This is a genomic window from Pseudomonas sp. H1_D04 (assembly GCF_054683855.1).
Genome location: NZ_CP162826.1, coordinates 595,251 through 618,172, shown reverse-complemented (window position 1 = coordinate 618,172; position 22,922 = coordinate 595,251). Strand labels below are relative to the sequence as shown.

The window sequence follows — 22,922 nt, the reverse complement described above, 5'->3', positions numbered from 1 at the left end:
GATGTTCCAACTGATCCACGGCTATCGGGGGCAAGCCCCTCCCACATTTGAGTCTGCGGTGACCACTGGTCAAATAACTCCGTGCCCTGGTGGACTATCCCCCCTAAAATGCCCGGCATTCCCAGCCCGAGGCGTTTTTGTTCATGTCCGTCACCGCTCAACCTGTCCGCCCTGCGCCGGATCATCACGCCCAGTTCATCGAACTGTTGAGCACAAGCCTTGCGCAGAACGCCTTTATCAAGCTGGTGCTGGCCAAGTACGTCGGTGACGAAGCCGAGCTTCAGCGGCTGATCATCAAGGCGGTGACCGTCAAGGAGCAGCCATGCCTGTCCTTCGTCTACCGCTACAAGACCCGTGACATCACCAAGAACTTGCCGCTGGCCGACGGCGTGGCGGCGATTGCCGAGCTGCTGCCGGCGTCGTTCAAGAATGCGCACTTGCTGTCGCTGACCGACGAAGCCCAGTTGGAATACAGCAAGAAGAACAAAAGCTCGCTGTTCAAAAGCAAGCCACAGCAACTGCGCGAGGCACCTTCGGCGGAGCATAACCGTGAGAAGAACCGCTTCCTCGACTTGAGCCGGCCGTTCCTCGCCGATCTGGGCGTGACCGACGCCAAGCAGGCGCTGATCCCGTCGATGTCGCGCAAGTGGAAGCAGATCAACAAGTTCATCGAAGTGTTCAGCCATGCACTGACCTCGTCACCGCTGAAGCTGGATCAACCGGTGCGTGTCGCCGACTTTGGTTCGGGCAAGGGCTACCTCACGTTTGCGATCCACGACTACCTGCGCAACACCCTCAAGGCCGAAGGCGAAGTTACCGGCGTTGAATTGCGCGAAGACATGGTGACCCTGTGCAACACCGCCGCTGCGCGCCTGGAACACCCGGGTCTGGTGTTCAAATGCGGCGACGTACGCAGCGTAGCGCCGAGCGAGCTGGACGTGATGATCGCCCTGCATGCCTGCGATATCGCCACCGACTATGCGATCCACACCGGTATCCGCTCCGGCGCGTCGATCATCATGTGTTCGCCGTGCTGCCATAAGCAGATCCGCTTGCAGATCCAGAGCCCGGTGCTGCTCAAACCGATGCTGCAATACGGTTTACACCTGGGCCAGCAAGCGGAAATGGTTACCGACAGTTTGCGAGCATTGTTTCTCGAAGCCTGTGGATACGAGACGAAAGTGTTCGAGTTCATCTCGTTGGAACACACCAACAAGAACAAGATGATCCTCGCGGTCAAGCGTAACGAGCCGGTGGACAATACGCAGTTGCTGGAGAAGATTCAGGAACTCAAGGCGTTCTACCACATCACTGAACACTGCCTGGAAACCCTGCTGCGCGCGGATGGCTACCTGGCCTGAACACTGCTCAAATGTGGAAGGGGGCTTGCCCCCTTCCACATTTAGACTGCACTTGGCTTGGGAACCGGCGCAGGTTGCACCGCCGTCTTGCGCCCCAGCATTACCGTCACAATCACCCCGCACGCAAACACCCATGTAATTGGCTCGATATGTTCCCCAAAGAACAACGCCGAAAACGCGATGGTGAAGAAGATCTGCAACAGCTGGATCTGGCTGACCCGCGCAATGCCGCCCATGGCCAACCCGGCGTACCAGGCAAAGAACCCCAGGAACTGCGAGAACAGCGACACATACCCAAACGCCCACCAGGTACGCATGGAAATCGCACCTTGATGCTGCGCCGCCAAGTACCACACCGGCCCGATCAGCACCGGCGTGGACAGCACCAGCGCCCAACAGATCACCTGCCAGCCGCCCATCTCCTTGGCTAATCGGCCGCCCTCGGCATAACCCAAACCGCCCACGGCAATCGCGCCGAGCATCAAGAGATCCCCCGCCTGGATGCTTCCGGCGCCGGTGATCAACGCATAACTCAATACCAACGCACTGCCCAATGCGGCGCAGGCCCAGAAGGCTTTCGACGGCCGTTCATGGGACAGCCATGCTGCATACAGCGCCACGCAAAGCGGTTGCAGACCGTTGACCAGCGCACCATGGGACGCCGGCAAGGTTTGCATGGCCCACGCCGACAGCACCGGGAAACCGAGAATGACCCCGGCGATCACCAGGCACAAACCCCGCACCTGGCGCCAGGTCGGCCAGCGCTCACGGCGCCACAGCAACAGCGCCGCCGCCGGTACCGCCGCGAACAACGCTCGGCCCAGGCCATTGAGCAACGGGTGGATTTCCTGCACCACGATACGGGTGAAGGGCAGGGTCAGGCTGAAGATGATGACGCCCAGCAGGCCGAGGGCCATGCCGGTGTTTTCGCGCGAGCTCATGGGGGCAACCGAAATCTAGAGGGCTTCAAGGGAAGCCCATATAGCCACAACCCCCGTCGAACGCGGGCCTACAGCTGGATACGGATTTATCCGTACAGTTGATCTTGTGTGGGCGCTGGCTTGCCTGCGATTGCATCATGTCGTAGTCACTGACACACCGGGGTGTCTGCATGGCGGGCGCGCTAGCCCCGCCATAGAGCCCGCGAAAGGCATCGGCCGACAACGGGCCGGGCTTGTCTCGCGTTGAGGGGCGAAGCGCTCCCTGATGAAGACGAATGCGGTGTGTCCGCCGCTTCTCTGCGCCTGGTTTTGGGGCTGCTGCGCAGCCCTACGCGGGACAAGCCCGCTCGCTACAAGAAGGCGCTCGACTGAAATGACTCATGCAGGACTCTAGACTTAAGGGTTGGTATTTAAGCCTTTAAAGTCAGTAACTTATTTAAGTTTGATAAGGCGGGCTTGATCAGCGTTCCACAGGTACTGAGAGTGCTGGATCACCCAGTGGATGCGTGCGCGCCGCAAAAAACTTCAGCTCCACGCCGCTGCCGTCAAATAACTCCGAATACCGCCGCTTCTGCTGGCGAATAAACCCGTCACTGCGCCCCGACACCGAGATCGCCAGGGTGCTCAAATTGGCTTGGCGAATGGCATCCACCAAGTGCTGATCCTGAGGCCCAAGGCCGTGCCCAAAGATGCACAGCGCGCCTTCATAGGTCAGCAACTGCTCATAGCAGAACGACAGGTAGTCCGAACTGCGGATGGTCTTGAGCTTCTCCTGCACGGTGCCTTCGCTGACAAACAGCGGCACATCGTCCAGGGTCTTGATCGTGTTGTTGATGGCAAAGCTGCTGAGCAAGGTGCTGTCAGTCGTGGGTAATTTGCGTGCGGTGCCGTCGAGGTTTCGCACCAGGTGCAAGCCGCCGTGCAGGTACAGGATGCGTGTGGCGTCGGTGCGGGTGTTGCGCAGGTCGAAGCTGGCGTCGGCGCTGCGGAACAGATCGTCGATGCCTGGCGTGTGCAGGATCGCCCAATAGTTGAGCAGGTCATAGTTGCTGGTGAATACGGTGGAGTAACCGGCCAGTTCCGCGTTGATCGTCGCCAGTGTCGATGGCTTCACCAAGCGCCACGGGATATGCACGGCGTGGATGGTGTTGATCAATGCTTCCTTGATCGCGTAGTAGCGATTACGCGGCGCCGCCGAGCTGACCGCCAGGGCCTTGTTGACCCGGCTGGTGGTTTTCAGCGCGCCCAGGGCTTGTTCGAAACTGCGGGTTTGCAGGGCGTCGAACACACTGAGTTCGGATGGGCTGAGGGGTTTTTCTTCGACGGTGCGGGCGTTTTCGAACAGCGAGTCGTAGGCAAAGTCTTCCCAAACCGTACGGCTCGCGCCGTTGCCGATCAGAATCCCAGTGAAGTCGATGGTGCTGCGCAGGGCACTCCAGTCTTCAAGGTGGGCGTCAATATCCTGGAAATCCTTCATTGCGGCGGGCTACTCGAAATCGGCTGGGCGGTGACTTTATCACGAGCTGACGTTGATCCTGATCAAGATGCCGCAGACAACTGAGGCCGATGCTAGAGGCAGAAACGTTATCCGAGGATTCGCCATGAGCAGCACCTTCTTCATCCCAGCCGTCAACATCATGGGCACCGACTGCCTCGACGAAGCTATGAACGCCATCCGCAACTACGGTTTTCGCAAGGCGCTGATTGTCACCGACGCCGGTCTGGCCAAGGCGGGCGTCGCCAGCATGATTGCCGAGAAACTGGCGATGCAAGACATCGACTCGGTGATCTATGACGGTGCCAAACCCAACCCCAATGTCGAAAACGTCGAGAAAGGCCTGGCGCTGTTGCAGCAAAGTGCGTGTGATTTTGTGGTGTCGCTGGGCGGCGGCTCGCCCCATGACTGCGCCAAGGGCATCGCCCTGTGCGCCACCAACGGCGGGCATATCGGCGACTACGAAGGCGTGGACCAATCGGCCAAGCCGCAACTGCCGCTGGTAGCCATCAACACCACTGCCGGCACGGCCAGCGAGATGACCCGCTTCTGCATCATCACCGACGAAACCCGTCACGTGAAAATGGCCATCGTTGACCGCAACGTCACCCCACTGCTGTCGGTCAACGACCCATCGCTGATGGTTGGCATGCCTAAGGGGCTCACCGCCGCCACCGGCATGGACGCCCTGACTCACGCCATCGAAGCCTATGTCTCCACCGCCGCCACGCCGATCACCGACGCCTGCGCGATCAAGGCCATCGAACTGATCAGCGCCAACCTGCGCCTGGCCGTCCGTGATGGCAGTGACAAGGTCGCGCGGGAAAACATGGCTTACGCGCAGTTCCTCGCCGGCATGGCGTTCAACAACGCGTCCCTGGGTTTTGTGCACGCCATGGCTCACCAGCTGGGCGGGTTCTACGACCTGCCCCACGGCGTGTGCAACGCGGTGCTGCTGCCCCATGTGCAAAGCTTCAACGCCAGCGTAAGCGCCAAACGCTTGAGCGATGTAGGCCGAGCGCTGGGGGCAGACATCAAGGGCATCACCGATGAAGAGGGCGCCCAAGCTGCCATCGCCGCCATTCGTAGCCTGGCCCAGGACGTTGAAATTCCGGCGGGCCTGCGTGAGCTGGGTGCCAAGTTGCAGGATATTCCGCTGCTGGCGACCAATGCGTTGAAGGATGCGTGCGGCCTGACCAACCCACGGCGCGCGGATCAGCGTCAGATCGAGGAGATCTTTCGCAGCGCGTTTTGAGTGGGGCAGCCTCAAGCCGCAAGCGTTAAGCTACAGGTTGGATGCATTCAACTTGAGCATGAAGCTTGCGGCTTGCCGCTGAGGTCACCTTATGAGAGTTCTGTTATTCGGAGCCACCGGCATGGTTGGCCAAGGCGTTCTGCGTGAATGCCTGTTGGCTGCCGATGTCCAGGAAATCGTCGCCGTTGGCCGCACGCCCCTGACCCAGGAACACGGCAAGCTGCATCAGGTATTGCACAGCGACATGCTGGATTTCCAACCCCTGGAAAACCTGCTGCAAGGCTTTGATGCCTGCTTCTTCTGCCTCGGTGTGTCGTCGGCCGGCATGAATGAAACCACGTACACCCATCTCACCTATGACCTGACGCTCGTAGCTGCCAGCACCTTGGCGCGGCTCAATCCACAGATGACGTTTATCTACGTGTCCGGCGCTGGCACCGACAGCTCCGAGGCGGGCCATTCGATGTGGGCGCGGGTCAAAGGCAAGACCGAGAACGCGTTGCTGCGATTGCCGTTCAAGGCGGTGTACCTGTTTCGGCCGGGGATCATTCAGCCGCTGCACGGTGTGCGCTCTAAGACGCCGCTGTATCAAGCGTTTTACTCCGTGCTCGGGCCAGTGCTTTCGTTGGTGCGTCGGGTTAAGCCGGGCTGGGTGGTGAGTACGGAAACTGTCGGCCGAGCCATGTTGCAAGCGGTGCGCCATGGCGCGCCGCAACCGGTGGTGGAGCAGGGCGAGATCAATCGCCTGACGGCTGAGCGCTGCTGATGCTGTGGCCGCGCGCAACTGTGAGTTGCCTTGCGCGCCGGATGACATCACTGAAATCGATGCCAAAGGCTGATCAGCTCGCTGTTGCCAGTGCGCGTGCGGACGTGTTGCCAAACTGAATCAGCGCCACACCTCCCATCAACAACAACGCCCCAAGCACCCGTGGCGTTGTCAGTTGACGCTCCACTAGACCGAACAACCCAAAGTGATCGAGCAGCAGTGATGCAAGCATCTGTCCCGCCAACGCCAGGGCGATAAACCCCGACGCACCCAGCTTGGGCAGCAGCATCAACGCCAGCGCGATAAAGCACACACCAAACGCGCCACCGGCCCACATCCACAGCGGCGCCTTGACCATAAACGTGAAGCTGGGCAGCGGCAGACGCAGCGCCACGATCACCGGCAGCAACACCATCATGCTCACCAGCAGTGACGCCAGGGTGGCCCACAGCGGGTGGCCGAGCCCGCGCCCAAGGTTGGCATTGATTGCACTCTGAAACGGCACCACCGCCCCGGCGATTACCGCTAGCGCCAATAAACCTGCCCACTGCAACGTTGTCATGTTGGATCTCCCAGAGGTTTTGCTGGACTCTAGGCCATTCGTCGATCAAATTTAAATTCCAAATTCTTATGCTGGGTATGCAGCTGATGAATGATCTGCGCCGTATTGACCTCAACCTGTTGGTGATCCTCGACGCCTTGCTCAGCGAGCAACACGTCACCCGCGCCGCCGAGCGCGTGCACCTGAGCCAGCCGGCGGTCAGCCATGCGCTGGCGCGGTTGCGGGATGTGCTGGGTGATCCGTTGCTGGTGCGTCAGGGCGGCACGCTGGTGCCCACCGCCCGCGCATTGGAATTGGCGGCACCGCTGGCCGAAGCGTTGGCGCAGGTGCAGGCGCTACTGGCGCCGAATCGCTTTGATCCGGCATCGGCGAAGCGTCGTTTTCGTGTGGCGATGTCGGACTACAGCGCGGCGATTTTCTTACCGAGGTTGGTTCGTGTACTGCGCCGTGAAGCACCGGGCATCGACCTGCAAATCATCCAGACCAGCCGCGAAGGCATGGTTGACGGCGTGCTCAATGGCGACCTTGACCTGGCCGCTGGCGTGTTCCCCGATATGCCTGCTGAACTGCGTACTACGCCCTTGTTCGACGAGCATTACACCTGTCTGGTGGACCGTAGCAGCCTGCCGCATGACGGCTCTCTCGACCTGCCCACCTACCTCTCGCGCCCCCATGTGCTGCTGGAAATGCGCGGCAGCGGCACCCCGGAAATCGAACGAGCGCTGACGGCGATTCGTCAGCGGCGGCATGTGGCGATCAGCCTGCCGCACTGGGGCGTGGCGCCGCAGTTGATTGAGGGCACGGACTTGATCCTGACCGTATCGTCGCGAGGCTTGCTGAATATTGATCACCAGCATCTGGTCGCCGTGGCGCCGCCATTTCATATTCCGTCGTTTGCCTTCGAGCTGGCGTGGCATGCGCGACGGGGAGGGGATTCTGGGTTGCAGTGGTTGATTGGGCAGGTGCAGGGTATGTTGTCCGAAGGCCGCAGATAACAGGAAAAAGACATGCTCTCAGGCTTCAATCACTTGACCCTGGCCATCACCGACTTGAGTCGTAGCGTCACTTTTTACCATGAGCTGTTGCAGCTCAAGCTCGACGCCACTTGGGACAGCGGCGCCTATTTGTCATTGCCGGGTCTATGGCTATGCCTGTCGCTTGATCCGCTACGTGAGTCGAAGCCAGGTGCCGATTACACCCACTATGCGTTCACCGTCGGAACGAGTGAGTTCGCTGCGCTGGTCTCGCGTCTGCGCGCCGCCGAGGTGCAGGAGTGGCGCGATAACCGAAGCGAAGGCGCCTCGTTCTATTTCCTTGATCCCGACGGTCATAAGCTCGAAGCCCATGTCGGCGACCTGGCTTCGCGTCTGTTGGCTTGCCGCGAAAAACCCTATTCGGGAATGAGGTTTTACCCTTAGCGTAGGAACGTGCAGAATCGCTCCACCTTCCCACGCTTTGTTTGAGTCACGCCCATGACCCTATCCCTGCTGCTCGCCGTCCTCGCGTCAGGTTTTATCTACGGTATTACGCCCGGCCCCGGAGTCTTGGCAGTGTTTGGCATCGGCGCCGCCCGCGGCCGTCGTGCCGGGGCGGGGTTTCTGTGCGGGCACTTGCTCGGCGATGTGCTGTGGTGCAGTACGGCGTTGGTCGCGATTGTGGGCGCGCGGGAAGTCGGCAGCAGCGCGTTCGATGTGCTCGGCGTGCTCAGTGGCCTGTATCTGTTCTGGCTTGGCTGGCGGGCCATCCGCACCCAGCGTCGCAGCAGTGATGCCCCTCAGGGCGCCGCGCGGCATCCGTTCTGGCACGGCATTGTGTTCGGTTTGACCAACCCCAAGGCGTATCCAGTCGCGGTCGCGACGTTTACGGCGTTGCTGTCCAGTCGTGCCGAATTGCTGACCTGGTCGATGCTGCCGGCGTTGATCTTCCTGAGCTTCGTCGGTGGTGTGTTGGCCTACGCAATCCTGATCGGCGTGGTCGGCGCCCAGCGCGTACGCACGGTGTATCAGCGCCATGAAATTCTCATCACCAGGCTCTGTGGCGTGATGTTTATCGGCTTCGCCATCAATGCCCTGGCCCATGCATTGCCGGGCCTGTTTGCCAGCAAATCCGCTTGATGCGCCGACGACCGTTCGTCGCACCGGCGAGTTTTTCTAAACCTTTACCGCCCTGAAAATTCGAATTCAGGGCGGGGTGTGTTCCCCGTACTTATTTTTGCCCTGGAGGAACCCATCATGAGCCGCATGGCTATCCGGTTACGCACCGCCAGTTTCGCGATGCTGCTGGGCCTCGGCGCCAGCAATGCTTTCGCCCAGTCGCCTGCTGAATTCATCGAGCAGGCTTCTGCCAAAGGCATGGCCGATATCGAGACCAGCCGCATGGCACACGCGAAAACCTCGTCCCAGGAAATCAAGGACTACACCATCGAGGTGATCAACGAGCGCACCTTGGCCAACCAGCACTTGGCGGCTATCGCCAAGAAGCTTGACCTGCCCGTGGCGCCCCGCGAAAAAATCGTCGACAAAGCTGAAACCCTGATGCCCGAACTCAAGGACGGTGACTCGTTCGATGCCGCTTACACCGCGCAGCAGGTCAAGGAAAACGAAGACGCCATCGCGCTGTTCAAGAAGGAAGGCGCTGCGTCGGATGTGCCGGAAATAAAAGCGTTGGTGGATGAGACACTGCCCAAATTGGAGGAGCGCCTGCAGAAGGCCCGAGCCTTGGCGTCCACCTACGGTAAAGGTCATCAAGGCGACGGTTGAAGCCGTTACCTGAATTGAAAAACGGCGGTTGGATCTTCTCCAACCGCCGTTTTTTTATGCTTGATTCAGATCGGTTTTGGCGGGCGCCGCGTCGTCGGCGGCGTGGCCGCAACTGCTGTTCAGGTTGACGGTGCCGGTATTGCCAATGCTGCGGTATTCCTGGCGCAGTTTTTCCAGCTCTTTGCGGTCCAGGCCGTCCAGGCTGAGTACGGCGTTCTGCGCATCCTTGGACACGCGCAGCAACTCGTCGATCTTGATATGCAGGATGTCGTTGTCGCGGTTTTGTGTGTTTTGGATCAGGAACACCATCAGGAAGGTGATGATCGTGGTCGAAGTGTTGATGATCAGTTGCCAGGTGTCGTTGTAGTGAAAGTACGGCCCGCTCAGGCTCCATGCCAAGATCAACGCCACCGCTGCGTAGAACGTGCGCGGGCTGCCAGCCCAGCGAGACAGGGATTGCGAGACTGCGGAGAATTTCATGACCGGGTTCCTTATTGAGATGGCGATGAAATGATGGACCGCAGTGGCTCGCTGAAATTTCTTTTTACAATTGTGCGCCTGAACACATGTGTACGATTTTGTCGCGTAATCCTAGAACGCCAATTGGGCCTGGCCGGTGCCTTCCAGCGTGAGCAAGTAGTGTTTGGCTTCCAGTCCACCGGCAAATCCGGTCAGGCTGCCCGCCGCACCAATGACCCGATGGCATGGGGCAACGATCGAAATCGGGTTTCGCCCATTCGCAGCGCCGACGGCGCGCACGGCTTTGGGGTTGCCGATCTGCCGGGCGATCTGGCTGTAACTGCGGGTTTCGCCGAAAGGAATGGTGAGCAACGCCTGCCAGACCTGCTTTTGGAACGCGGTGCCGTTGAAATCCAGTTCCAGCTCGAAGGTGCTGCGCGTGCCGGCGAAGTACTCCTGCAACTGGCGCTCGGTCTCCAGCAGCACCGGATTCTGGTTGGCCTCGTGCAACTCCCCCAGCCGCACGCGGTTGGCGCGTTCTGTCTCCCAGAGGATGGCGCTTAGCTTGCCATTGCGCGCCACCAGGGTGAGTTGGCCGACGGGGGAGGGCATGAGCTTGTATTCGTAGGGCATGGTTGAGGTCCTCGTCAGGCCGTGTCGATACGTGATCGAGACTGTAGCTCCCTGCGCTGCACTGGAAACTACGTTTCTTGCGATCGAATTCTTCAGGGCTTAGAAATTCCAGTACACCCAGTTGGTGTAATGCGGATACGCGTAGAGCCACACAAGATAAAACACGGCTTTAAGCAGTGAAGCTGTCCCCATTGCGATCAATGAGATGCCATTCAGCAGGGTGACGATCAAGGCGAACAGGGTGACTCGTCGGGTTGCATGACGATGGGCTAGCCGTAAGCCGTAGACCGATCCGGCCATGACGCCCAGTGCCAGCACCAGTCCTAGAGGGAATGGCAACCGTACAAACGAGATCAGCAGGGGTAATACCAGCACCCAGCCGAGTATTTGGCGCAATAGGGGCTTTGGTGTGGCTTGTCCAGGTTCAAGCATGGCTGTGGTTCCGCATTTCTGGCCGACCAACCGGGATTGTCGGGGCACTTGTTATTTGCCGCTGTCAGTCATTGCTGACATCAGGCGAGCGATCCTGTGAGGTGTGGCGAGGTTTTCCGCAGGTGTTACCGGTTATGGGAGATCCCAACGATCACGCTGAGGAAGGCCTCCACCAGCACGCTTTTTGTTTCAGCCGGGGTCAACACCAACAACTGCGCGTAAGCATCCCCCTCGACCAACGGCCTGTACGTCACGCCTTTGTTCATCAAGCTTTGTGTGCATTCCGGTACCAACGCCACACCTTGGCCGGCCGCCACCAGCGCAATGATCGAGGTGATCTGCCGCCCAGTCGGCCCAAGGTGCAGGCGCACGCCGTGGTGTCCGTAAAGCTGTTCGATGGACTGGTTAAGCCCCGAGCCATAATCCGCCGGAAATAATATCAACGGGTAGGCACTGAGCTGCGCCAGGCTGACCTCGGCCAGAGTCGCCAGTGGGCTGTCTTTGGACACCGCTGCCAGTAAGCGCTCTTCTGCGAGGGATAGCGCCTGCACTTCTGGACGTTGCGGCACCATGCGGCTCAACCCGATATCCAGCCGCCCATCCGCTACCTGAGCACACAGGCTGCCGGAGGCACTTTCGACCAGCGTCAGCTGCACATCCGGAAATTGCCGGGCAAAAGACTGGATCGCTTGGCTGAACAGATCTGACAGGGCGATTGAGCTGGCATAACCGACGGACAGTTGTCCGGCGGTACCCGCAGCCAATTTGTCTGCGATCGCTTGGGCCAAGTCCATCTGTTCCAGCACCCCGCGTGCGTAGGGCAGGAACGACCGGCCTTGCGCGGTGAGCGTCACGGTGCGGCTGGTGCGATCAAACAGTTTGAAACCCAACTGCGCTTCCAACGCTGAAATCTGCCGGGTCAGCGGTGGTTGCGCAAGGTGCAGGCGAATGGCTGCACGGCCGAAGTGCAATTCTTCAGCGACCGTCAGAAAGTAACGCAGCTTGCGTAGGTCGAGCATCCTGATCCTTGGGTATCAATCGGTCTGAATTCGGTATTGGTTCCAGACCTGCCGGCCATTCTATAAAGACCTTTCAAAATAAAACGAGAGGTTTCATGAAGCCGCGTCTGCATTGTGCCCGCCTTGCCCTGTTCCTGTGTGGCTGTGCGGCATTTCTCAACCTGTATGCGACCCAGAGCATCCTCCAGACCTTTGCCGCGCAGTTTCATCTCAGCGCCAACGCAGCGGGTTGGAGCATCACCGTGACTACCTTGGCCGTGGCAATCACTGCACCGTTTGTCAGCCGTGTGACCGGGCGTTTCGAGCAACGCACGGTGATCTGCGTGGCTGCGTTGCTGTTGGCGGGGCCGACACTCATGACCGCCTATGCCGACAGCTTTGCTGAAGTGCTGGTGTGGCGCTTCGTGGAGGGCATGGTGATACCCGTGGTGTTTGCCACCAGCGTGGCCTACATCGGCGACCGTTGGCGCGGTGGCAACGTCACCGAAGTCACCAGCCTTTATGTCGCGGGCACGGTGTTGGGCGGGTTTGCCGGGCGTTTTGTCACGGGGGTGATGACTGAATATGTAGGCTGGCGTGAAGCCTTTGAGTTACTGGCGGTGTTGAGCCTGATGGTCGGCGGGTTTATCCAGTTTCTGTTGCCCGCCAATCGTGCGCGAGTGGAGCAGGGCAGGGCTTCCTTTACGAGTGTTTTTCGCAAACCGTTATTGGCTGCGTACGCCGTAGGCTTTTGCGTGTTGTTTTCCCAGGTGGCGGCGTTTACCTACGCAGGTTTGTACCTCGGCTTACCGCCGTTCAACCTTGGGTCTGCGGCCTTGGGGACGCTGTACATGGTGTTTTTGCTGGCGCTGATTGTGATTCCTATCGCCGGCCGCCTGAGCAAGGCGCGTCCACATGCCCAATTGCTGACGGTTGCTGCCGTACTTGGCGTCAGTGGATCGGCCCTGACGCTGGTGCCCTCGCTGTGGTGCATCGTGACGGGCCTGGCCCTCAGTTCCACTGGCGTGTTCCTCGCCCAGGCCGCGGCCAATGCCTTCACCACCGCGACGGCGCGCGACAACAAGGCGGGTGCCGTCGGCGTATACCTCACGTGTTACTACTTGGGGGGCAGTTGCGGTGCGATTGTCCCAGCGCTGATTTGGGAACGATGGGGCTGGGCGGGTTGTGTGGTGCTGATCATCGTGTTCCAACTGCTGACCTTGTTGATCGCGCTGACAGGTTGGCGACCCTGCGAACCTGTGCGAGGTCTACCGTCGTGATGTTGCCTGCCAGCCATCGAGGGGGGTTGATTACTGAGTGCAGCGCTCACGCCAAGCGGGACGAGAGCCAAACACGCAACGATCTTAAAGGGTTGCACCTAGCGAAAATGGAATGCGCAACGCCCCGATAGCGCCCTCACGGATGCCACACATTTCGTCATGGGCGCACTGTTGCACCAGCACACAGGGAAATGGCGGAACACCCTGCAACAGGTCGCGCAAATGCGTGCTGGACCGCAGCCGCAGTGTCTTGCCGTTATCGTCCAGTAATGTGATGTCGACCTGATCCAGTTTTACACGAGCGATATAGAAACCGCCCTCCAGGGACAGCAACTCCAAACTACGTATTTCACCTTTCTCGGCCAGTTGGGTCAGCTTTTGTACATTCATGGTTCACCCTACCTTTGGGGGTTATTGGCGACGAAAGAACAACGTGACCTGGCCCCATTCCACGCCGAACTTGGTCATGCTCGACCGATTGATCATCGTGTCCTCGTCCATCAGGTACATCCAATCGTCAAAGCTCACCTCGTATACCGAGCCCTCCACCGGGAGGTTGAGCCGGTAGCGCCAACGCAACGCGTTCCCGGCGACCTCGCCGATGGCCTCGCCGACCACATCACCGGCCCGTCCGCGCCAGCGTCCCGGGCCATCGGGCGTAAGGGTCCACACACGGCGCTGGCGAGTGCCGTCGCTGTACAGGAATTTTTCGTCGAGAATTAATTTGTCGCCCTCGCGATGGCTGGCGATATCCACTTCAAAACGCTTGGCGACTTCGCCCGAGCGTTTCTCAAAGATGCCCCAGGCCTTGACGGGTTTGCTGAAGAAGCGCTCAAGGTCCAGCTGTGGTTTCTGGTCGGCGTAGTGATCGACCTCCACATGGCTGCAACTCGCCAAGCTCAACGCCAGCAACAGTGAAACCAGCAGACGCGTCATTGCGCGGCTCCTTGATCGTGCGAGGCGTGGTGCCAGCGCTCCAGCGTTGATAGTTGTACAGAATTTTGTATTTGTACAGGTTTGCGGGCGAGAAAATCCTGGGCATAAAAAAACCGGCCTCAAAGGGCCGGTTTCTTGGGCATCCCCCGCCAAAACGATAGTGGCGTGGGTGCTATGTCTGAGTGGAGCGGGTAGAGGGAATCGAACCCTCGTCGGAAGCTTGGGAAGCTACTGTTCTACCATTAAACTATACCCGCTCAGAGCGGCTGACTTTGTACCAGATGTTCACATGGATTTGAAGTTTTTCTTTGAAAATGTGCAGGTTGCGGCGAAGGCGGCTGATCCTTCGCCACAACGAGCCAGGCCATGAATCATCATTTCAAATCGCAAATGCATGCTGTGCCTGACCTTGGTGATAACGCAATCGGCTGACCTGCCGCTCCGGTTTCAAAAAAGCCCACCACCGCCTCCCGGCTATCCTTGCACGCTGCCTTATGCTCCATGTCCAGAAAATGCCCCGTCGCCTGGATAGTGCTGAAGCTGCTGTTGGCCACGTAGTTGCCAAACTGCCTTGCGTCCTGGGCGCTGGTGTATTCATCCCATTCGCCGTTCAGGAACAGCACCGGAATATCGATCGCCTTGGCGGCCTTGAGGTAGCACAGTCGGTCGCTGGTGAGCACTTGGCTGATGTGAAAGTGCATCTGCCCGTATTCGTGCTCGGCCAGGCTGCTCACGTGTTTGTAGTTGAAACGCTTGAACAGCGATGGCAGGTGTTTGCCGATGGTGCTGTTAACAAGGTGGCCGACGCGGTCGCGGTCAAGGTTGCCGAGGTAGTCGACACCGCGCTCCAGATAGTCGCGCATGGGGGCGTTGATCACCGGGGAGAACGAGCTGATCACGGCCTTTTCCACGCGGCGAGGGCGCTGGGCGAGGGCGACGAGGGCGGCGGCGCCGCCCCAGGAAAACGACAGCACATGCTCGGCGGCAAAGTGGTCGATGAGTTCCAGGAGGATCTGGCCTTCGACTTCTTTCGTCAGCATCTGCTCATGACGGTTATGGATTTTTGAACGGCCGGCGTAGGGCTGGTCGTACAAAACCACGTTGAACTGCGGGTGCAGGCTTTTCACGGTTTGGGCGAAGGATGCCGTGGTGGCCATTGAGCCGTTGACCAGAATGATGGTCTTTTCAGCCTCGTCCGCGCGATAGAACTCCGTGTAAACCCGATACTGACCCTGTATATCCAACACAGCGATTTCTGGCCTCATGTCGTAAGACTCCTGGCAAGCGGGTAGGGCGCGCAGATAACTCTGCACGAGCTTTGTGACAGGTAGGCATACGCCTGAAAAATGAAGGCCCATGTCGGTCCGGTGACGGCTGGCCGACGGGTGTTGTTATGGCGGGCTGTTTGCCTGGAAGGCCCGTGGAATAAAGCGCGGGCGTGGGCAAGGTGTTTCTTGGAGGTTATAGGCGACTCGCCAGTCATATTTAAACTGGTGAGCTTGATTCAAGCACAGACTCGGGATGTCGCAAGGCCTATAAATGGGTTTTTGCCATCACCGGCTGAACGGTCATCAGACCTGGAGGATTTCCTCAAGCGTCAACGGCCGATATTCGCCCGGCGCCAGTGCAGCATCCAACTCAAGCGGTCCCATACGTTCGCGATGCAAGCTGATCACCTTGTTATTGAAGTGCCCGAACATGCGCTTCACCTGGTGATAGCGGCCCTCGATGATGCTCAGCCGCGCGGTCGTCGGCCCCAACAGCTCCAATTCGGCTGGCTGGGTGGTGAGGTCCTCAAACGCAAAATACAGGCCCGCCGCGAACGTGGTCGCGTACTCGGCGCCGATGGCCTGTTCAGTGGCAACGAGATAGACCTTGGGCAACTTGGTCGTCGGTTGCGTCAAGCGGCGCGACCACTGGCCGTCATTGGTGATCAACATCAGGCCGGTGGTGTTGAAATCCAAACGGCCGGCGATATGTAAATCCGCTTTGTCCGGCTCATGTAGCAGGTCCAGCACCGTGGGGTGTTGCGGGTCTGAGGTCGCACTCACACACCCCTGGGGCTTGTGCAGCATGAAATAACGCGCCGGTTTGCCCGCCTGTAGCACGTTGTCGTCAACGCACACGCGGCTGAATTCCCGTACGTCATGGTGAGGGTCGCTGACGATCACCCCATCGACGCTCACGCGCCGCTCTACCAATAGCAGGCGCACCTGCTTGCGATTGAACTGCGCTAGGTTGCTGAGGAAACGATCAACTCGCATCGCGGCGACGCAACTGTTCATCGACTTGGGCGCAGCGCGGGCATAGGCAGGCTTTGTTGCGCAGTTCATCCGGCAGCGCCTCAAGCACGGCGGGGTCGATGGTGACGCTGTAGCACCAGCAGGCCTGGTCGGCCGTGCGTGGGTCGGCCAGGGTGCAATCGTTGCGGGCGCCGCAGGCGGGGCATAGGGTTGGCGTGGTCATGGAGTGGGCTGATCGGGCAAGGTTCGCTTGGCCTTGCACGATACAGCGCCAACCCACGGTAGGCTACTTACAGCTGGAACTTGCTAACCAGCACATTGAACGAGGTGGCCAGGCGTGACAGGTCCTGGCTGGAGGCGTTGGTCTGGTGGGCGCCGGCGGCGGTCTGGGTCGACAGGTCCTGGATGTTGAGCAGGTTGCGGTCCACTTCACGGGCCACTTGCGCCTGTTCCTCGGAGGCGGAGGCGATCACCAGGTTGCGCTCATTGATCTTCGCCACGCTGGCGGTGATGCGCTCCAATGCCTCACCGGCGTTCTGTGCCAGGGTCTGGGTGTTGTTGGCCCAGGTCAGGCTCTTGTTCATCGCGGCCACGGCGTCATCGGCGCCGACTTGCACTTCGCCGATCATTTTTTCGATGTCGACCGTGGAGATTTGGGTTCGATGAGCCAAGGCGCGGACTTCATCGGCAACCACCGCGAAACCGCGACCTTGTTCGCCCGCACGGGCTGCTTCGATGGCCGCGTTGAGGGCCAGTAGGTTGGTCTGGTCGGCGATGCCGCGGATCACATCGATCACCTTGCCGATTTCACGGACCTGGCCAGCAAGGTCGGCGACCGATTGGGTGGAGTCGTTGATCTCGACCACCATCGAACCCATGCCGGACACGGCCTGGGCCACTTGCTCACGGCCCTCTTCGGCTTCGGTGGTGGCTTGGCGCGAGGCTTCTGAAGTGGACACGGCGTTGCTTGCCACTTCGTCCACCGCGGCGGTCATCTGGTTGACGGCGGTGGCGGCTTGTTGGATTTCGTCATTCTGGCGGGTGAGGCCACGGCTGCTTTCATCGGTGACCGCACTCAGTTCTTCGGCGGCCGACGCTAACTGGTCAGAAGCGTTGGCGATTTCCATCAGTGTGCTTTTCAAACCACCCTGCATATCGGACAGCGCCATCAGCAGTTGCCCGGCTTCATCGGTACGCTCGGTGACGATGGCTTGGGTCAGGTCACCTTTGGCAATGCGTTGTGCGCTCTCCACGGCCTGGGCGATGGGACGGGTGATCAGGCGGGTGATCAACACACCAATGGTGATGGCGATGATGAAGGCAAGCACGATGCCGCTGATCATCCAGGTCAACGCGCTGTCGCGCAGCTCATCAGCGGCGATAGAGCCTTCTTTGATCTGGCGGTTGTTGGACTCGATCATCACGCGGATCAAGTCGCGTGCCTGGCGGAACATTTCATTGTTGGTGCTGTTGAGCTGTGCGCGGGCCTGGTCGAGCTGATTGCTTTCGAGCATCGACATGATGCGTTCGGAGCTGCTGATGTAAGCGGGCCACAGCTGGTCGAGCTTGTCGCCTGCTGCCCGTTCGTCGTCTTCCAACGGGGTGGCGCGGTAGATCTTGTAGGCAGCCTGGCTGTTCGTGAGTTCTTTGGCGATGTCCTGGCGCACGCGGTCGCGGTCTTGCTGGGACACGTCGCCCTGGCTGGCATCCATCAACCGGTATAAGCCCCGGTTGTGGGCGACCAGGCCGTTGAGGGTGGCCGCGGTGTTGCTCACGGAAACCAGATTGTTCGAAAACGTCAGTTCGAGTGCGTTGGCGAGGCGAACCACACCCTTGATACCCAGTAAACCCACGCCCAGGGTGACGACTGCGCACAGTAGAAAGGAGAGCAACAGTTTGGTTGAAATCTTCATGGCTTAAATCCGAGGTCATATGAGTAGAGTGCTCGCGCTAGAGCCTCCTTGGCATTGTGCGATGTCATAGTGACACTATCCAATTATTTAAAGTTTCAATACATCCAAAAATGTTCCATCCAGTTAAAAACTCCGACCAATGGGCAATTTTGGGCGGATGACAAATCTGGCGGATGCAGATGTATCAATCTGTTACCAAAACGCACCAGATTCGGTTTTTGATGTCAGATATTTCGTCATTCAGTGAAAGCTGAATGCCGCCCTCCCGCGTCGCTGGAGGTGCTCTTTCGCGGTCCAGGAGGCCGCCATGTATCGACGACTGCTGCTCAGCGCTTTACTCGGTCTGACCCTTTCCGCTTGTGTGCCCTACTACGATGGAGGCCAGAGCTACTATCGATCCGAGGTCTATACCTCAGCGGCGCCGGCGTATTACTACGGGGGTGGCTCGGCGTATCAATATCGCCGTGATTACTACCCGTCGCCGCGCTATTACGCACCAGCACCGCGTTACTACTCGGCGCCGCGTTATTACCAGCCGGCACCACGCTATTACCCGGCTGGGCCGAGGGCCGGTTACCGGCCTTATCCGAACCAGGGCTGGGGCGAACATGGGGGTAATGGCAGGCACGGACGCGATGGACGCGATGGAGGTCATGGCGGTGGCCGCGGCGGTCACCGTTGATCTGAGTTGAATGCAAACGGCGCAGGAAGCGCCGTTTTTTGTGGGAGAAAACAATCAGTAATCGGACAAGTCCGCCAGCGGATGGCGACCTTCCCACGCCTTATGAAAGTGCGCCTGTACCACGGCGTCCGGGACTGTATTGATATCCGGCCAATGCCAATGGGGTTTCTGGTCTTTATCGATCAACCGCGCGCGTACCCCTTCGCTGAATTCAGGGTGACGGCAGCAGTTGAGGCTCAGGGTGTATTCCATCTGGAACACTTGGGCCAGTGATAAATGCCGTGCGCGCTGGATCTGTTCCCACACAAGGTGCGCGGTCAGCGGGCAGCCTTCGCTCAGAGTCTTGCCGGCGCGGCTGAACAGCGGGTCGGCGTGGTCGCGCAGTGGGCTCAACGCTCGCCAGGCACAGCGCACATCGCCCACGTCCAGCCATTCGTCGATTTGCGCTCGGCGCGGCAGCCATTGGGCTTCGGGCTGCTGGCTGACAGCCTCTTGGGCCAGGGCCTTGAGCAGGCTGTTGAGTTGCATCGCGGTCTGTTCCTGCCAATTGAGTTGCAGCAGGCCATCAAGCAGTTCGTCCTGTTGATCGTCGCGCAGGAAACGGTCGGCCAGACCCAGGTCCAAGGCGTCACGGCCGTTGATGTACGCGCCGGTGAGGCCCAGGAATAGACCGAGCTTGCCCGGCAGGCGCGACAGAAACCAACTGGCGCCCACATCCGGGTACAGGCCGATGCTGATTTCGGGCATCGCCAGGCGACTGCTCGGCGTGACGATGCGTATGGCCGCGCTTTGCAGCAGACCCATGCCACCCCCCAGCACATACCCGTGGCCCCAGCAGATCAGCGGTTTAGGGTACGTATGCAGGCGGTAGTCGAGGCGGTATTCCGCGGCAAAAAACTGTGCACCCAGGGCGGGCACTTCGCCGGGTTGTTCGAGGCAGGCCATTGCCAGGCTGCGTACCTCGCCACCGGCGCAAAAGGCCTTGGGCCCGTTACCGCGCAGCAGCACGCAGACGATGTTCGGGTCTTTGGCCCACGCATCCAGGCGATCGCTCAAGGCCAGGATCATCGGCAGGGACAGGGCGTTGAGGGATGCTTCAGCATCAAGGCTGGCGATGCCGACGCGGGCGCCGTCGCTGCCGGTGAGCTCTTCGAAGTGCAGGTTCATTGTGACCTCATTCGGGAGGGTGAAGGATCAGTATGATCGCTTCGTGGGAAAGTGCCGATGGTGTGTCAGATCAATTGACAAGCAAGGCCGGCTTTCCTAGGGTTCGCCTCATTATTTTTTACAAGACAATTCAACTATGACCGAAGGCGACCGTATCAAACTCGAACCCAGCTGGAAACACGCCCTGCGTGATGAGTTCGATAAGCCCTACATGGCTCAGTTGCGCGAGTTCCTGCGCCTGGAGCACGTTGCCGGCAAAGAGATCTACCCGCCCGGCCCGCTGATTTTCAATGCGCTCAACTCCACGCCTCTGGACAAGGTCAAGGTCGTGATCCTCGGCCAGGACCCGTACCACGGCCCCGGCCAGGCCCACGGTTTGTGTTTCTCGGTGCAACCGGGCGTGCCGACGCCGCCGTCATTGGCCAACATCTATAAAGAGCTCAAGCGCGACCTGAACATCGACATCCCCAACCATGGCTGCCTGCAAAGCTGGGCCGACCAGGGCGTGTTGTTGCTCAACACCACCATGACCGTGGAGCGCGCCAACGCCAACGCCCACGCGGGCAAGGGTTGGCAGTTCTTTACCGATCGGATTATCGAAGTGGTCAGCGAGCACCAGCCGCATTTGGTGTTCCTGTTGTGGGGCGCCCATGCACAAGGCAAGCAGAAACTGGTCGACGCCACCAAGCATTTGGTGCTGACGTCAGTGCATCCGTCGCCGCTGTCCGCATATCGAGGGTTTCTGGGGTGCGGGCATTTCAGCCGTACCAACAAGTTTCTTGAGCAGAATGGCGAGACGCCGATTGAGTGGCGGCTGCCGCCGCTGTGAGGGGGCTTGGGTTATTCCGGGAGGGCTTGCGCCAGTAAGAGAGCCATCTGTTTGGCGGCGTTGTGATCGGATTGGTAGAGCTGTCGGAAAGCGAGGTTACAAGCGGTGAACTCACTCTGGGCGCTGCATTTGAAGGTCACCAGTTGCTGTGCGACCTTTCGCGTCGCGACGTCGGTCTTGTCCGCCGCCAAGGCTTCCAGCGCAACCCAGAGCTCTATCAGTGCAAGCGCTCGACGTGAGGTGAGGTCTTCATGGTTCAGCTGGAAAAATTCGATATTGGTGACCGCCCGTTCATAGGCGTGCCCGTTTTGCTGCGCCGGAACCGCTAATACGCCATCAAAAGTAATGATCGTTTGCGGGTCGTCCACGTCAACCGTTGAGATCGGATAGAGCAGCAGCGCTAACTCGTTGCCCATTTGTGCGGGGTCGGAACCTTGCACATCTCGATGGCCGCGGATGGGGAAAAAGTTTGATTTCAGGGTTGAGTTGCAACGGGTGCAGGCAATCGCATAGTTAAAGTGATGATAAGCGAGCTTGTAGTACCCCGTTGCGCTCGCTGCGCCGGTGGCCCAGTTAAGGTGTATGGGCCAGGCCTGGATACTGGACTTGGGGCGATAGTGCTCCACTTCGTGGACTTTGCTCGCCAGCACCGAACCCTGAAGTTTGGTTTCGCAATATGCGCATTTTTCGTATTGCAGCGCTATATAGACGGTTTTTATCTGGCCCCAGAACTCAGTACCGCCGGTGTATTTACCGGCAGCCACGTAAGTTCCAGTACGTGCCTTGGCACGGCCAAGCCAGGTTTTATTCCGCTCTTTGATTTGTGCAATGAGATCTTTCTCCAGGATTGGATAACGGATCATTTCTTGACGCCTTCCCCGTTCTTTCTTCTCTTAGGCGCAGAAGTGGTCGGTGGTGACGGGGGCTGGTCGAACCCTAGGCCGGTTGCCATAAGTTTCAGGTAGTTGGCGCTGGCGTCGCGATTCCCGGAAACGGCACTGCGTGCCAGTTCGTTGAGTTTGGTTGACGTAGACTCGGCGCGAGTACTGTCCAGGCCGAAATAGGGCGAAAGCAGAATCTGTTCGGAACTCTTGCCCCTCACATGTTCGGGCAGCCGCTTTATGAGCGTCGAACCTTCCTCCTGACTCAGCAAAAAGAGGTTTTGTGACATCAATGAACCCACCACCAATGGGCTGTGGGTGGTGAAGATGAACTGAACGTTGGGTAAGGCTTTTGCCAGAGTGGGGACGACTACTTTTTGCCATTCAGGGTGTAAGTGCAGATCGATTTCGTCGACCATTACAACACCTCGCATTTCCCTTAGTTTCAGCCCTGTCGCGACACCCTGGCAGACATGAAACAGCATATCGCCTATCCAGCCAATATAAGCCCTGAACCCATCGGACAAGGCTCGGAATGGCAGCACAATGCCGTTCATTTCAAATAAGTTTTCGTTTTCCTGCACCGTTTTCTGAATTTGACAGTTCAGAGGCAGCAGATCGTTTATCAGGTTGATGACTTGGGTGTATCGGCCTTTGTTGCTTTTGGCGTATTCAGGCAGCCAATAGGACAATGGCATTAGCGTGACGTGTTCTTCGAAGAGGCTGGCAACCCGTTCATAACGGCGCAGGCGCGATTTTTTACGTGCACTTTCATCTACCCTGGCGGAGGCTTCAACACTTCTGCTCGCCCCATAACCCACAATGAAAAACGCAGGATTGTCTTCGTTGAACTGAAGAAACTCGACCGTATTCTCGATATCGCGTGGGGACACTTTGCTGCGCATGCGCTCAGTGGAGCCGAAGGAACTGATTTGGGTCTTCAGCGAAAATTGATCGGGCAGCGGGTGGTCTGTCTGCTTCGGATTTTTTTCTTCGTCAGTCGAAAGGAGCGTTGCAGTAATGGTGGCGGGAGGCGTTTTTTTTCAGCGGCGTCAGTACGACGAACCAGGCCTTCGGGAACAAAGCCGGACCCTCCGCTGAGCAAAGGCCCCAACACCGATAATGCGACTGCACGCAATACGCTGGTCTTGCCGAGGCCGTTATCTCCCAGCAAGACATTCACGTTAGGGTATTGGATCTGTAAGTTACTTGTGGCGGGCACATTGAAGTCGAGCCCTACGGCCTTAAAAGACCGTAAGTTCTCTATCTGTAACCTTTGAATATGCATGGAATCCACCTCTTCCGAAGCCGCAGATGGTAGCAAAGTTTC

At 58.9% G+C, this 22,922-nt stretch carries 26 protein-coding genes, 1 tRNA gene and 1 pseudogene; 10 read left to right on the top strand and 18 right to left on the bottom strand.

What is annotated here, in order from left to right:
• Positions 1–143: 143 nt before the first annotated feature.
• On the top strand, positions 144–1,361 hold the full coding sequence (locus tag AB4N82_RS02985) for a class I SAM-dependent methyltransferase (RefSeq protein WP_032888483.1): 1,218 nt from the start codon (positions 144–146) through the stop codon (positions 1,359–1,361).
• Between the two features lie 41 nt (positions 1,362–1,402).
• On the opposite strand, the gene AB4N82_RS02980 is transcribed toward AB4N82_RS02985, so the two are convergent.
• On the bottom strand, positions 1,403–2,302 hold the full coding sequence (locus AB4N82_RS02980) for a DMT family transporter (protein ID WP_032888485.1): 900 nt from the start codon (positions 2,300–2,302) through the stop codon (positions 1,403–1,405).
• 460 nt (positions 2,303–2,762) lie between these two features.
• Positions 2,763–3,779, bottom strand: a complete 1,017-nt coding sequence (locus AB4N82_RS02975) for a DUF4917 family protein (RefSeq protein WP_122752609.1) — start codon at positions 3,777–3,779, stop codon at positions 2,763–2,765.
• A 124-nt stretch (positions 3,780–3,903) separates the two neighbouring features.
• On the opposite strand from AB4N82_RS02975, the gene yiaY reads away from it, so the two are divergent.
• The gene (gene yiaY / locus AB4N82_RS02970) at positions 3,904–5,052 is read left to right on the top strand and encodes an L-threonine dehydrogenase (RefSeq protein ID WP_095184053.1); all 1,149 of its coding nucleotides are present in this window, start codon (positions 3,904–3,906) and stop codon (positions 5,050–5,052) included.
• A 91-nt stretch (positions 5,053–5,143) separates the two neighbouring features.
• Positions 5,144–5,818, top strand: coding sequence for an NAD(P)H-binding protein (locus AB4N82_RS02965; RefSeq protein ID WP_122764900.1), 675 nt, complete (start codon positions 5,144–5,146; stop codon positions 5,816–5,818).
• Positions 5,819–5,891: 73 nt separating this feature from the next.
• Here the strand turns inward: AB4N82_RS02965 and AB4N82_RS02960 are convergent, their stop codons facing one another.
• Positions 5,892–6,380, bottom strand: coding sequence for a DMT family transporter (locus AB4N82_RS02960; protein WP_460104365.1), 489 nt, complete (start codon positions 6,378–6,380; stop codon positions 5,892–5,894).
• A gap of 77 nt (positions 6,381–6,457) precedes the next feature.
• On the opposite strand from AB4N82_RS02960, the gene AB4N82_RS02955 reads away from it, so the two are divergent.
• The 4 genes from AB4N82_RS02955 to AB4N82_RS02940 all read left to right on the top strand — a co-directional run bounded on the left by AB4N82_RS02955 (position 6,458) and on the right by AB4N82_RS02940 (position 9,139).
• The gene (locus AB4N82_RS02955; RefSeq protein ID WP_375803679.1) at positions 6,458–7,375 is read left to right on the top strand and encodes a LysR family transcriptional regulator; all 918 of its coding nucleotides are present in this window, start codon (positions 6,458–6,460) and stop codon (positions 7,373–7,375) included.
• Between the two features lie 12 nt (positions 7,376–7,387).
• Positions 7,388–7,798 carry a fosfomycin resistance glutathione transferase gene (gene fos, locus AB4N82_RS02950; protein WP_095184057.1) on the top strand — a complete coding sequence of 137 codons (411 nt, stop codon included), beginning with the start codon at positions 7,388–7,390 and terminating at the stop codon, positions 7,796–7,798.
• A gap of 54 nt (positions 7,799–7,852) precedes the next feature.
• Positions 7,853–8,494: a LysE family translocator gene (locus tag AB4N82_RS02945; RefSeq protein WP_032888500.1), complete on the top strand. Its 642-nt coding sequence runs from the start codon at positions 7,853–7,855 to the stop codon at positions 8,492–8,494.
• A 117-nt stretch (positions 8,495–8,611) separates the two neighbouring features.
• Complete coding sequence (locus AB4N82_RS02940; RefSeq protein ID WP_005785958.1) at positions 8,612–9,139, top strand: DUF4142 domain-containing protein; 528 nt, start codon at positions 8,612–8,614, stop codon at positions 9,137–9,139.
• Positions 9,140–9,193: 54 nt separating this feature from the next.
• Here AB4N82_RS02940 and AB4N82_RS02935 read toward each other — a convergent pair whose 3' ends face one another.
• The 4 genes from AB4N82_RS02935 to AB4N82_RS02920 form a co-directional block, all read right to left on the bottom strand.
• Positions 9,194–9,619: a low affinity iron permease family protein gene (locus AB4N82_RS02935; RefSeq protein WP_032888502.1), complete on the bottom strand. Its 426-nt coding sequence runs from the start codon at positions 9,617–9,619 to the stop codon at positions 9,194–9,196.
• A 111-nt stretch (positions 9,620–9,730) separates the two neighbouring features.
• Complete coding sequence (locus AB4N82_RS02930; RefSeq protein ID WP_032888503.1) at positions 9,731–10,231, bottom strand: methylated-DNA--[protein]-cysteine S-methyltransferase; 501 nt, start codon at positions 10,229–10,231, stop codon at positions 9,731–9,733.
• Positions 10,232–10,330: 99 nt separating this feature from the next.
• Positions 10,331–10,663 (bottom strand): hypothetical protein, encoded by a 333-nt coding sequence (locus AB4N82_RS02925; RefSeq protein ID WP_032888505.1) that lies wholly within the window; start codon positions 10,661–10,663, stop codon positions 10,331–10,333.
• A gap of 125 nt (positions 10,664–10,788) precedes the next feature.
• Positions 10,789–11,682 carry a LysR family transcriptional regulator gene (locus tag AB4N82_RS02920; protein WP_122764902.1) on the bottom strand — a complete coding sequence of 298 codons (894 nt, stop codon included), beginning with the start codon at positions 11,680–11,682 and terminating at the stop codon, positions 10,789–10,791.
• Positions 11,683–11,777: 95 nt separating this feature from the next.
• Here AB4N82_RS02920 and AB4N82_RS02915 point away from each other — a divergent pair, with 95 nt between their 5' ends.
• Positions 11,778–12,941 carry an MFS transporter gene (locus tag AB4N82_RS02915; RefSeq protein WP_032888509.1) on the top strand — a complete coding sequence of 388 codons (1,164 nt, stop codon included), beginning with the start codon at positions 11,778–11,780 and terminating at the stop codon, positions 12,939–12,941.
• A gap of 84 nt (positions 12,942–13,025) precedes the next feature.
• Here the strand turns inward: AB4N82_RS02915 and AB4N82_RS02910 are convergent, their stop codons facing one another.
• From AB4N82_RS02910 to AB4N82_RS02880, 7 genes and pseudogenes are all read right to left on the bottom strand, one after another.
• Positions 13,026–13,331 (bottom strand): DUF6482 family protein, encoded by a 306-nt coding sequence (locus AB4N82_RS02910; RefSeq protein ID WP_032888511.1) that lies wholly within the window; start codon positions 13,329–13,331, stop codon positions 13,026–13,028.
• Between the two features lie 21 nt (positions 13,332–13,352).
• Positions 13,353–13,877 carry a DUF3833 domain-containing protein gene (locus AB4N82_RS02905; protein ID WP_032888513.1) on the bottom strand — a complete coding sequence of 175 codons (525 nt, stop codon included), beginning with the start codon at positions 13,875–13,877 and terminating at the stop codon, positions 13,353–13,355.
• Between the two features lie 183 nt (positions 13,878–14,060).
• Positions 14,061–14,134: transfer RNA gene (locus AB4N82_RS02900), tRNA-Gly, on the bottom strand.
• 122 nt (positions 14,135–14,256) lie between these two features.
• Positions 14,257–15,142, bottom strand: a pseudogene (locus tag AB4N82_RS02895) (alpha/beta fold hydrolase).
• Between the two features lie 306 nt (positions 15,143–15,448).
• On the bottom strand, positions 15,449–16,141 hold the full coding sequence (locus AB4N82_RS02890; RefSeq protein WP_122755720.1) for a pseudouridine synthase: 693 nt from the start codon (positions 16,139–16,141) through the stop codon (positions 15,449–15,451).
• The gene (locus tag AB4N82_RS02885; protein WP_099601364.1) at positions 16,131–16,343 is read right to left on the bottom strand and encodes a cysteine-rich CWC family protein; all 213 of its coding nucleotides are present in this window, start codon (positions 16,341–16,343) and stop codon (positions 16,131–16,133) included. The genes AB4N82_RS02890 and AB4N82_RS02885 overlap by 11 nt, the downstream gene beginning before the upstream one ends.
• A 67-nt stretch (positions 16,344–16,410) precedes the next feature.
• The gene (locus AB4N82_RS02880; RefSeq protein ID WP_099601365.1) at positions 16,411–18,033 is read right to left on the bottom strand and encodes a methyl-accepting chemotaxis protein; all 1,623 of its coding nucleotides are present in this window, start codon (positions 18,031–18,033) and stop codon (positions 16,411–16,413) included.
• Positions 18,034–18,340: 307 nt separating this feature from the next.
• Here AB4N82_RS02880 and AB4N82_RS02875 point away from each other — a divergent pair, with 307 nt between their 5' ends.
• Entirely contained in the window at positions 18,341–18,715 is a 375-nt protein-coding gene (locus AB4N82_RS02875; protein ID WP_460104359.1) for a hypothetical protein, read from the top strand.
• 54 nt (positions 18,716–18,769) lie between these two features.
• Here the strand turns inward: AB4N82_RS02875 and AB4N82_RS02870 are convergent, their stop codons facing one another.
• Positions 18,770–19,882, bottom strand: coding sequence for an enoyl-CoA hydratase/isomerase family protein (locus tag AB4N82_RS02870; protein WP_095184065.1), 1,113 nt, complete (start codon positions 19,880–19,882; stop codon positions 18,770–18,772).
• A 136-nt stretch (positions 19,883–20,018) separates the two neighbouring features.
• Here AB4N82_RS02870 and ung point away from each other — a divergent pair, with 136 nt between their 5' ends.
• Entirely contained in the window at positions 20,019–20,711 is a 693-nt protein-coding gene (ung, locus tag AB4N82_RS02865) for a uracil-DNA glycosylase (protein WP_032888523.1), read from the top strand.
• 11 nt (positions 20,712–20,722) lie between these two features.
• On the opposite strand, the gene AB4N82_RS02860 is transcribed toward ung, so the two are convergent.
• Genes AB4N82_RS02860 through AB4N82_RS02850 form a run of 3 tightly spaced genes read right to left on the bottom strand, consistent with a single transcriptional unit; the run spans position 20,723 to position 22,880 of the window.
• Entirely contained in the window at positions 20,723–21,574 is an 852-nt protein-coding gene (locus AB4N82_RS02860) for an HNH endonuclease family protein (RefSeq protein WP_122755723.1), read from the bottom strand.
• Positions 21,571–22,497 carry an AAA family ATPase gene (locus tag AB4N82_RS02855; RefSeq protein ID WP_460104355.1) on the bottom strand — a complete coding sequence of 309 codons (927 nt, stop codon included), beginning with the start codon at positions 22,495–22,497 and terminating at the stop codon, positions 21,571–21,573. The genes AB4N82_RS02860 and AB4N82_RS02855 overlap by 4 nt, the downstream gene beginning before the upstream one ends.
• A gap of 35 nt (positions 22,498–22,532) precedes the next feature.
• The gene (locus tag AB4N82_RS02850) at positions 22,533–22,880 is read right to left on the bottom strand and encodes an AAA family ATPase (RefSeq protein WP_460104353.1); all 348 of its coding nucleotides are present in this window, start codon (positions 22,878–22,880) and stop codon (positions 22,533–22,535) included.
• Between the last annotated feature and the right edge of the window lie 42 nt (positions 22,881–22,922).

Coding starts and splice junctions, on each gene's coding strand:
- AB4N82_RS02955 (WP_375803679.1), top strand. CDS start 6,458: ATGCAGCTGATGAATGATCTGCGCCGTATTGACCTCAACCTGTTGGTG.
- yiaY (WP_095184053.1), top strand. CDS start 3,904: ATGAGCAGCACCTTCTTCATCCCAGCCGTCAACATCATGGGCACCGAC.
- AB4N82_RS02965 (WP_122764900.1), top strand. CDS start 5,144: ATGAGAGTTCTGTTATTCGGAGCCACCGGCATGGTTGGCCAAGGCGTT.
- AB4N82_RS02935 (WP_032888502.1), bottom strand. CDS start 9,619: ATGAAATTCTCCGCAGTCTCGCAATCCCTGTCTCGCTGGGCTGGCAGC.
- AB4N82_RS02920 (WP_122764902.1), bottom strand. CDS start 11,682: ATGCTCGACCTACGCAAGCTGCGTTACTTTCTGACGGTCGCTGAAGAA.
- AB4N82_RS02945 (WP_032888500.1), top strand. CDS start 7,853: ATGACCCTATCCCTGCTGCTCGCCGTCCTCGCGTCAGGTTTTATCTAC.
- AB4N82_RS02850 (WP_460104353.1), bottom strand. CDS start 22,880: ATGCATATTCAAAGGTTACAGATAGAGAACTTACGGTCTTTTAAGGCC.
- AB4N82_RS02985 (WP_032888483.1), top strand. CDS start 144: ATGTCCGTCACCGCTCAACCTGTCCGCCCTGCGCCGGATCATCACGCC.
- AB4N82_RS02910 (WP_032888511.1), bottom strand. CDS start 13,331: ATGAATGTACAAAAGCTGACCCAACTGGCCGAGAAAGGTGAAATACGT.
- AB4N82_RS02890 (WP_122755720.1), bottom strand. CDS start 16,141: ATGCGAGTTGATCGTTTCCTCAGCAACCTAGCGCAGTTCAATCGCAAG.
- AB4N82_RS02925 (WP_032888505.1), bottom strand. CDS start 10,663: ATGCTTGAACCTGGACAAGCCACACCAAAGCCCCTATTGCGCCAAATA.
- AB4N82_RS02960 (WP_460104365.1), bottom strand. CDS start 6,380: ATGACAACGTTGCAGTGGGCAGGTTTATTGGCGCTAGCGGTAATCGCC.
- AB4N82_RS02875 (WP_460104359.1), top strand. CDS start 18,341: ATGTATCGACGACTGCTGCTCAGCGCTTTACTCGGTCTGACCCTTTCC.
- AB4N82_RS02940 (WP_005785958.1), top strand. CDS start 8,612: ATGAGCCGCATGGCTATCCGGTTACGCACCGCCAGTTTCGCGATGCTG.
- AB4N82_RS02855 (WP_460104355.1), bottom strand. CDS start 22,497: ATGCGCAGCAAAGTGTCCCCACGCGATATCGAGAATACGGTCGAGTTT.
- AB4N82_RS02905 (WP_032888513.1), bottom strand. CDS start 13,877: ATGACGCGTCTGCTGGTTTCACTGTTGCTGGCGTTGAGCTTGGCGAGT.
- AB4N82_RS02975 (WP_122752609.1), bottom strand. CDS start 3,779: ATGAAGGATTTCCAGGATATTGACGCCCACCTTGAAGACTGGAGTGCC.
- AB4N82_RS02860 (WP_122755723.1), bottom strand. CDS start 21,574: ATGATCCGTTATCCAATCCTGGAGAAAGATCTCATTGCACAAATCAAA.
- AB4N82_RS02870 (WP_095184065.1), bottom strand. CDS start 19,882: ATGAACCTGCACTTCGAAGAGCTCACCGGCAGCGACGGCGCCCGCGTC.
- AB4N82_RS02880 (WP_099601365.1), bottom strand. CDS start 18,033: ATGAAGATTTCAACCAAACTGTTGCTCTCCTTTCTACTGTGCGCAGTC.
- AB4N82_RS02980 (WP_032888485.1), bottom strand. CDS start 2,302: ATGAGCTCGCGCGAAAACACCGGCATGGCCCTCGGCCTGCTGGGCGTC.
- AB4N82_RS02915 (WP_032888509.1), top strand. CDS start 11,778: ATGAAGCCGCGTCTGCATTGTGCCCGCCTTGCCCTGTTCCTGTGTGGC.
- ung (WP_032888523.1), top strand. CDS start 20,019: ATGACCGAAGGCGACCGTATCAAACTCGAACCCAGCTGGAAACACGCC.
- AB4N82_RS02930 (WP_032888503.1), bottom strand. CDS start 10,231: ATGCCCTACGAATACAAGCTCATGCCCTCCCCCGTCGGCCAACTCACC.
- AB4N82_RS02885 (WP_099601364.1), bottom strand. CDS start 16,343: ATGACCACGCCAACCCTATGCCCCGCCTGCGGCGCCCGCAACGATTGC.
- fos (WP_095184057.1), top strand. CDS start 7,388: ATGCTCTCAGGCTTCAATCACTTGACCCTGGCCATCACCGACTTGAGT.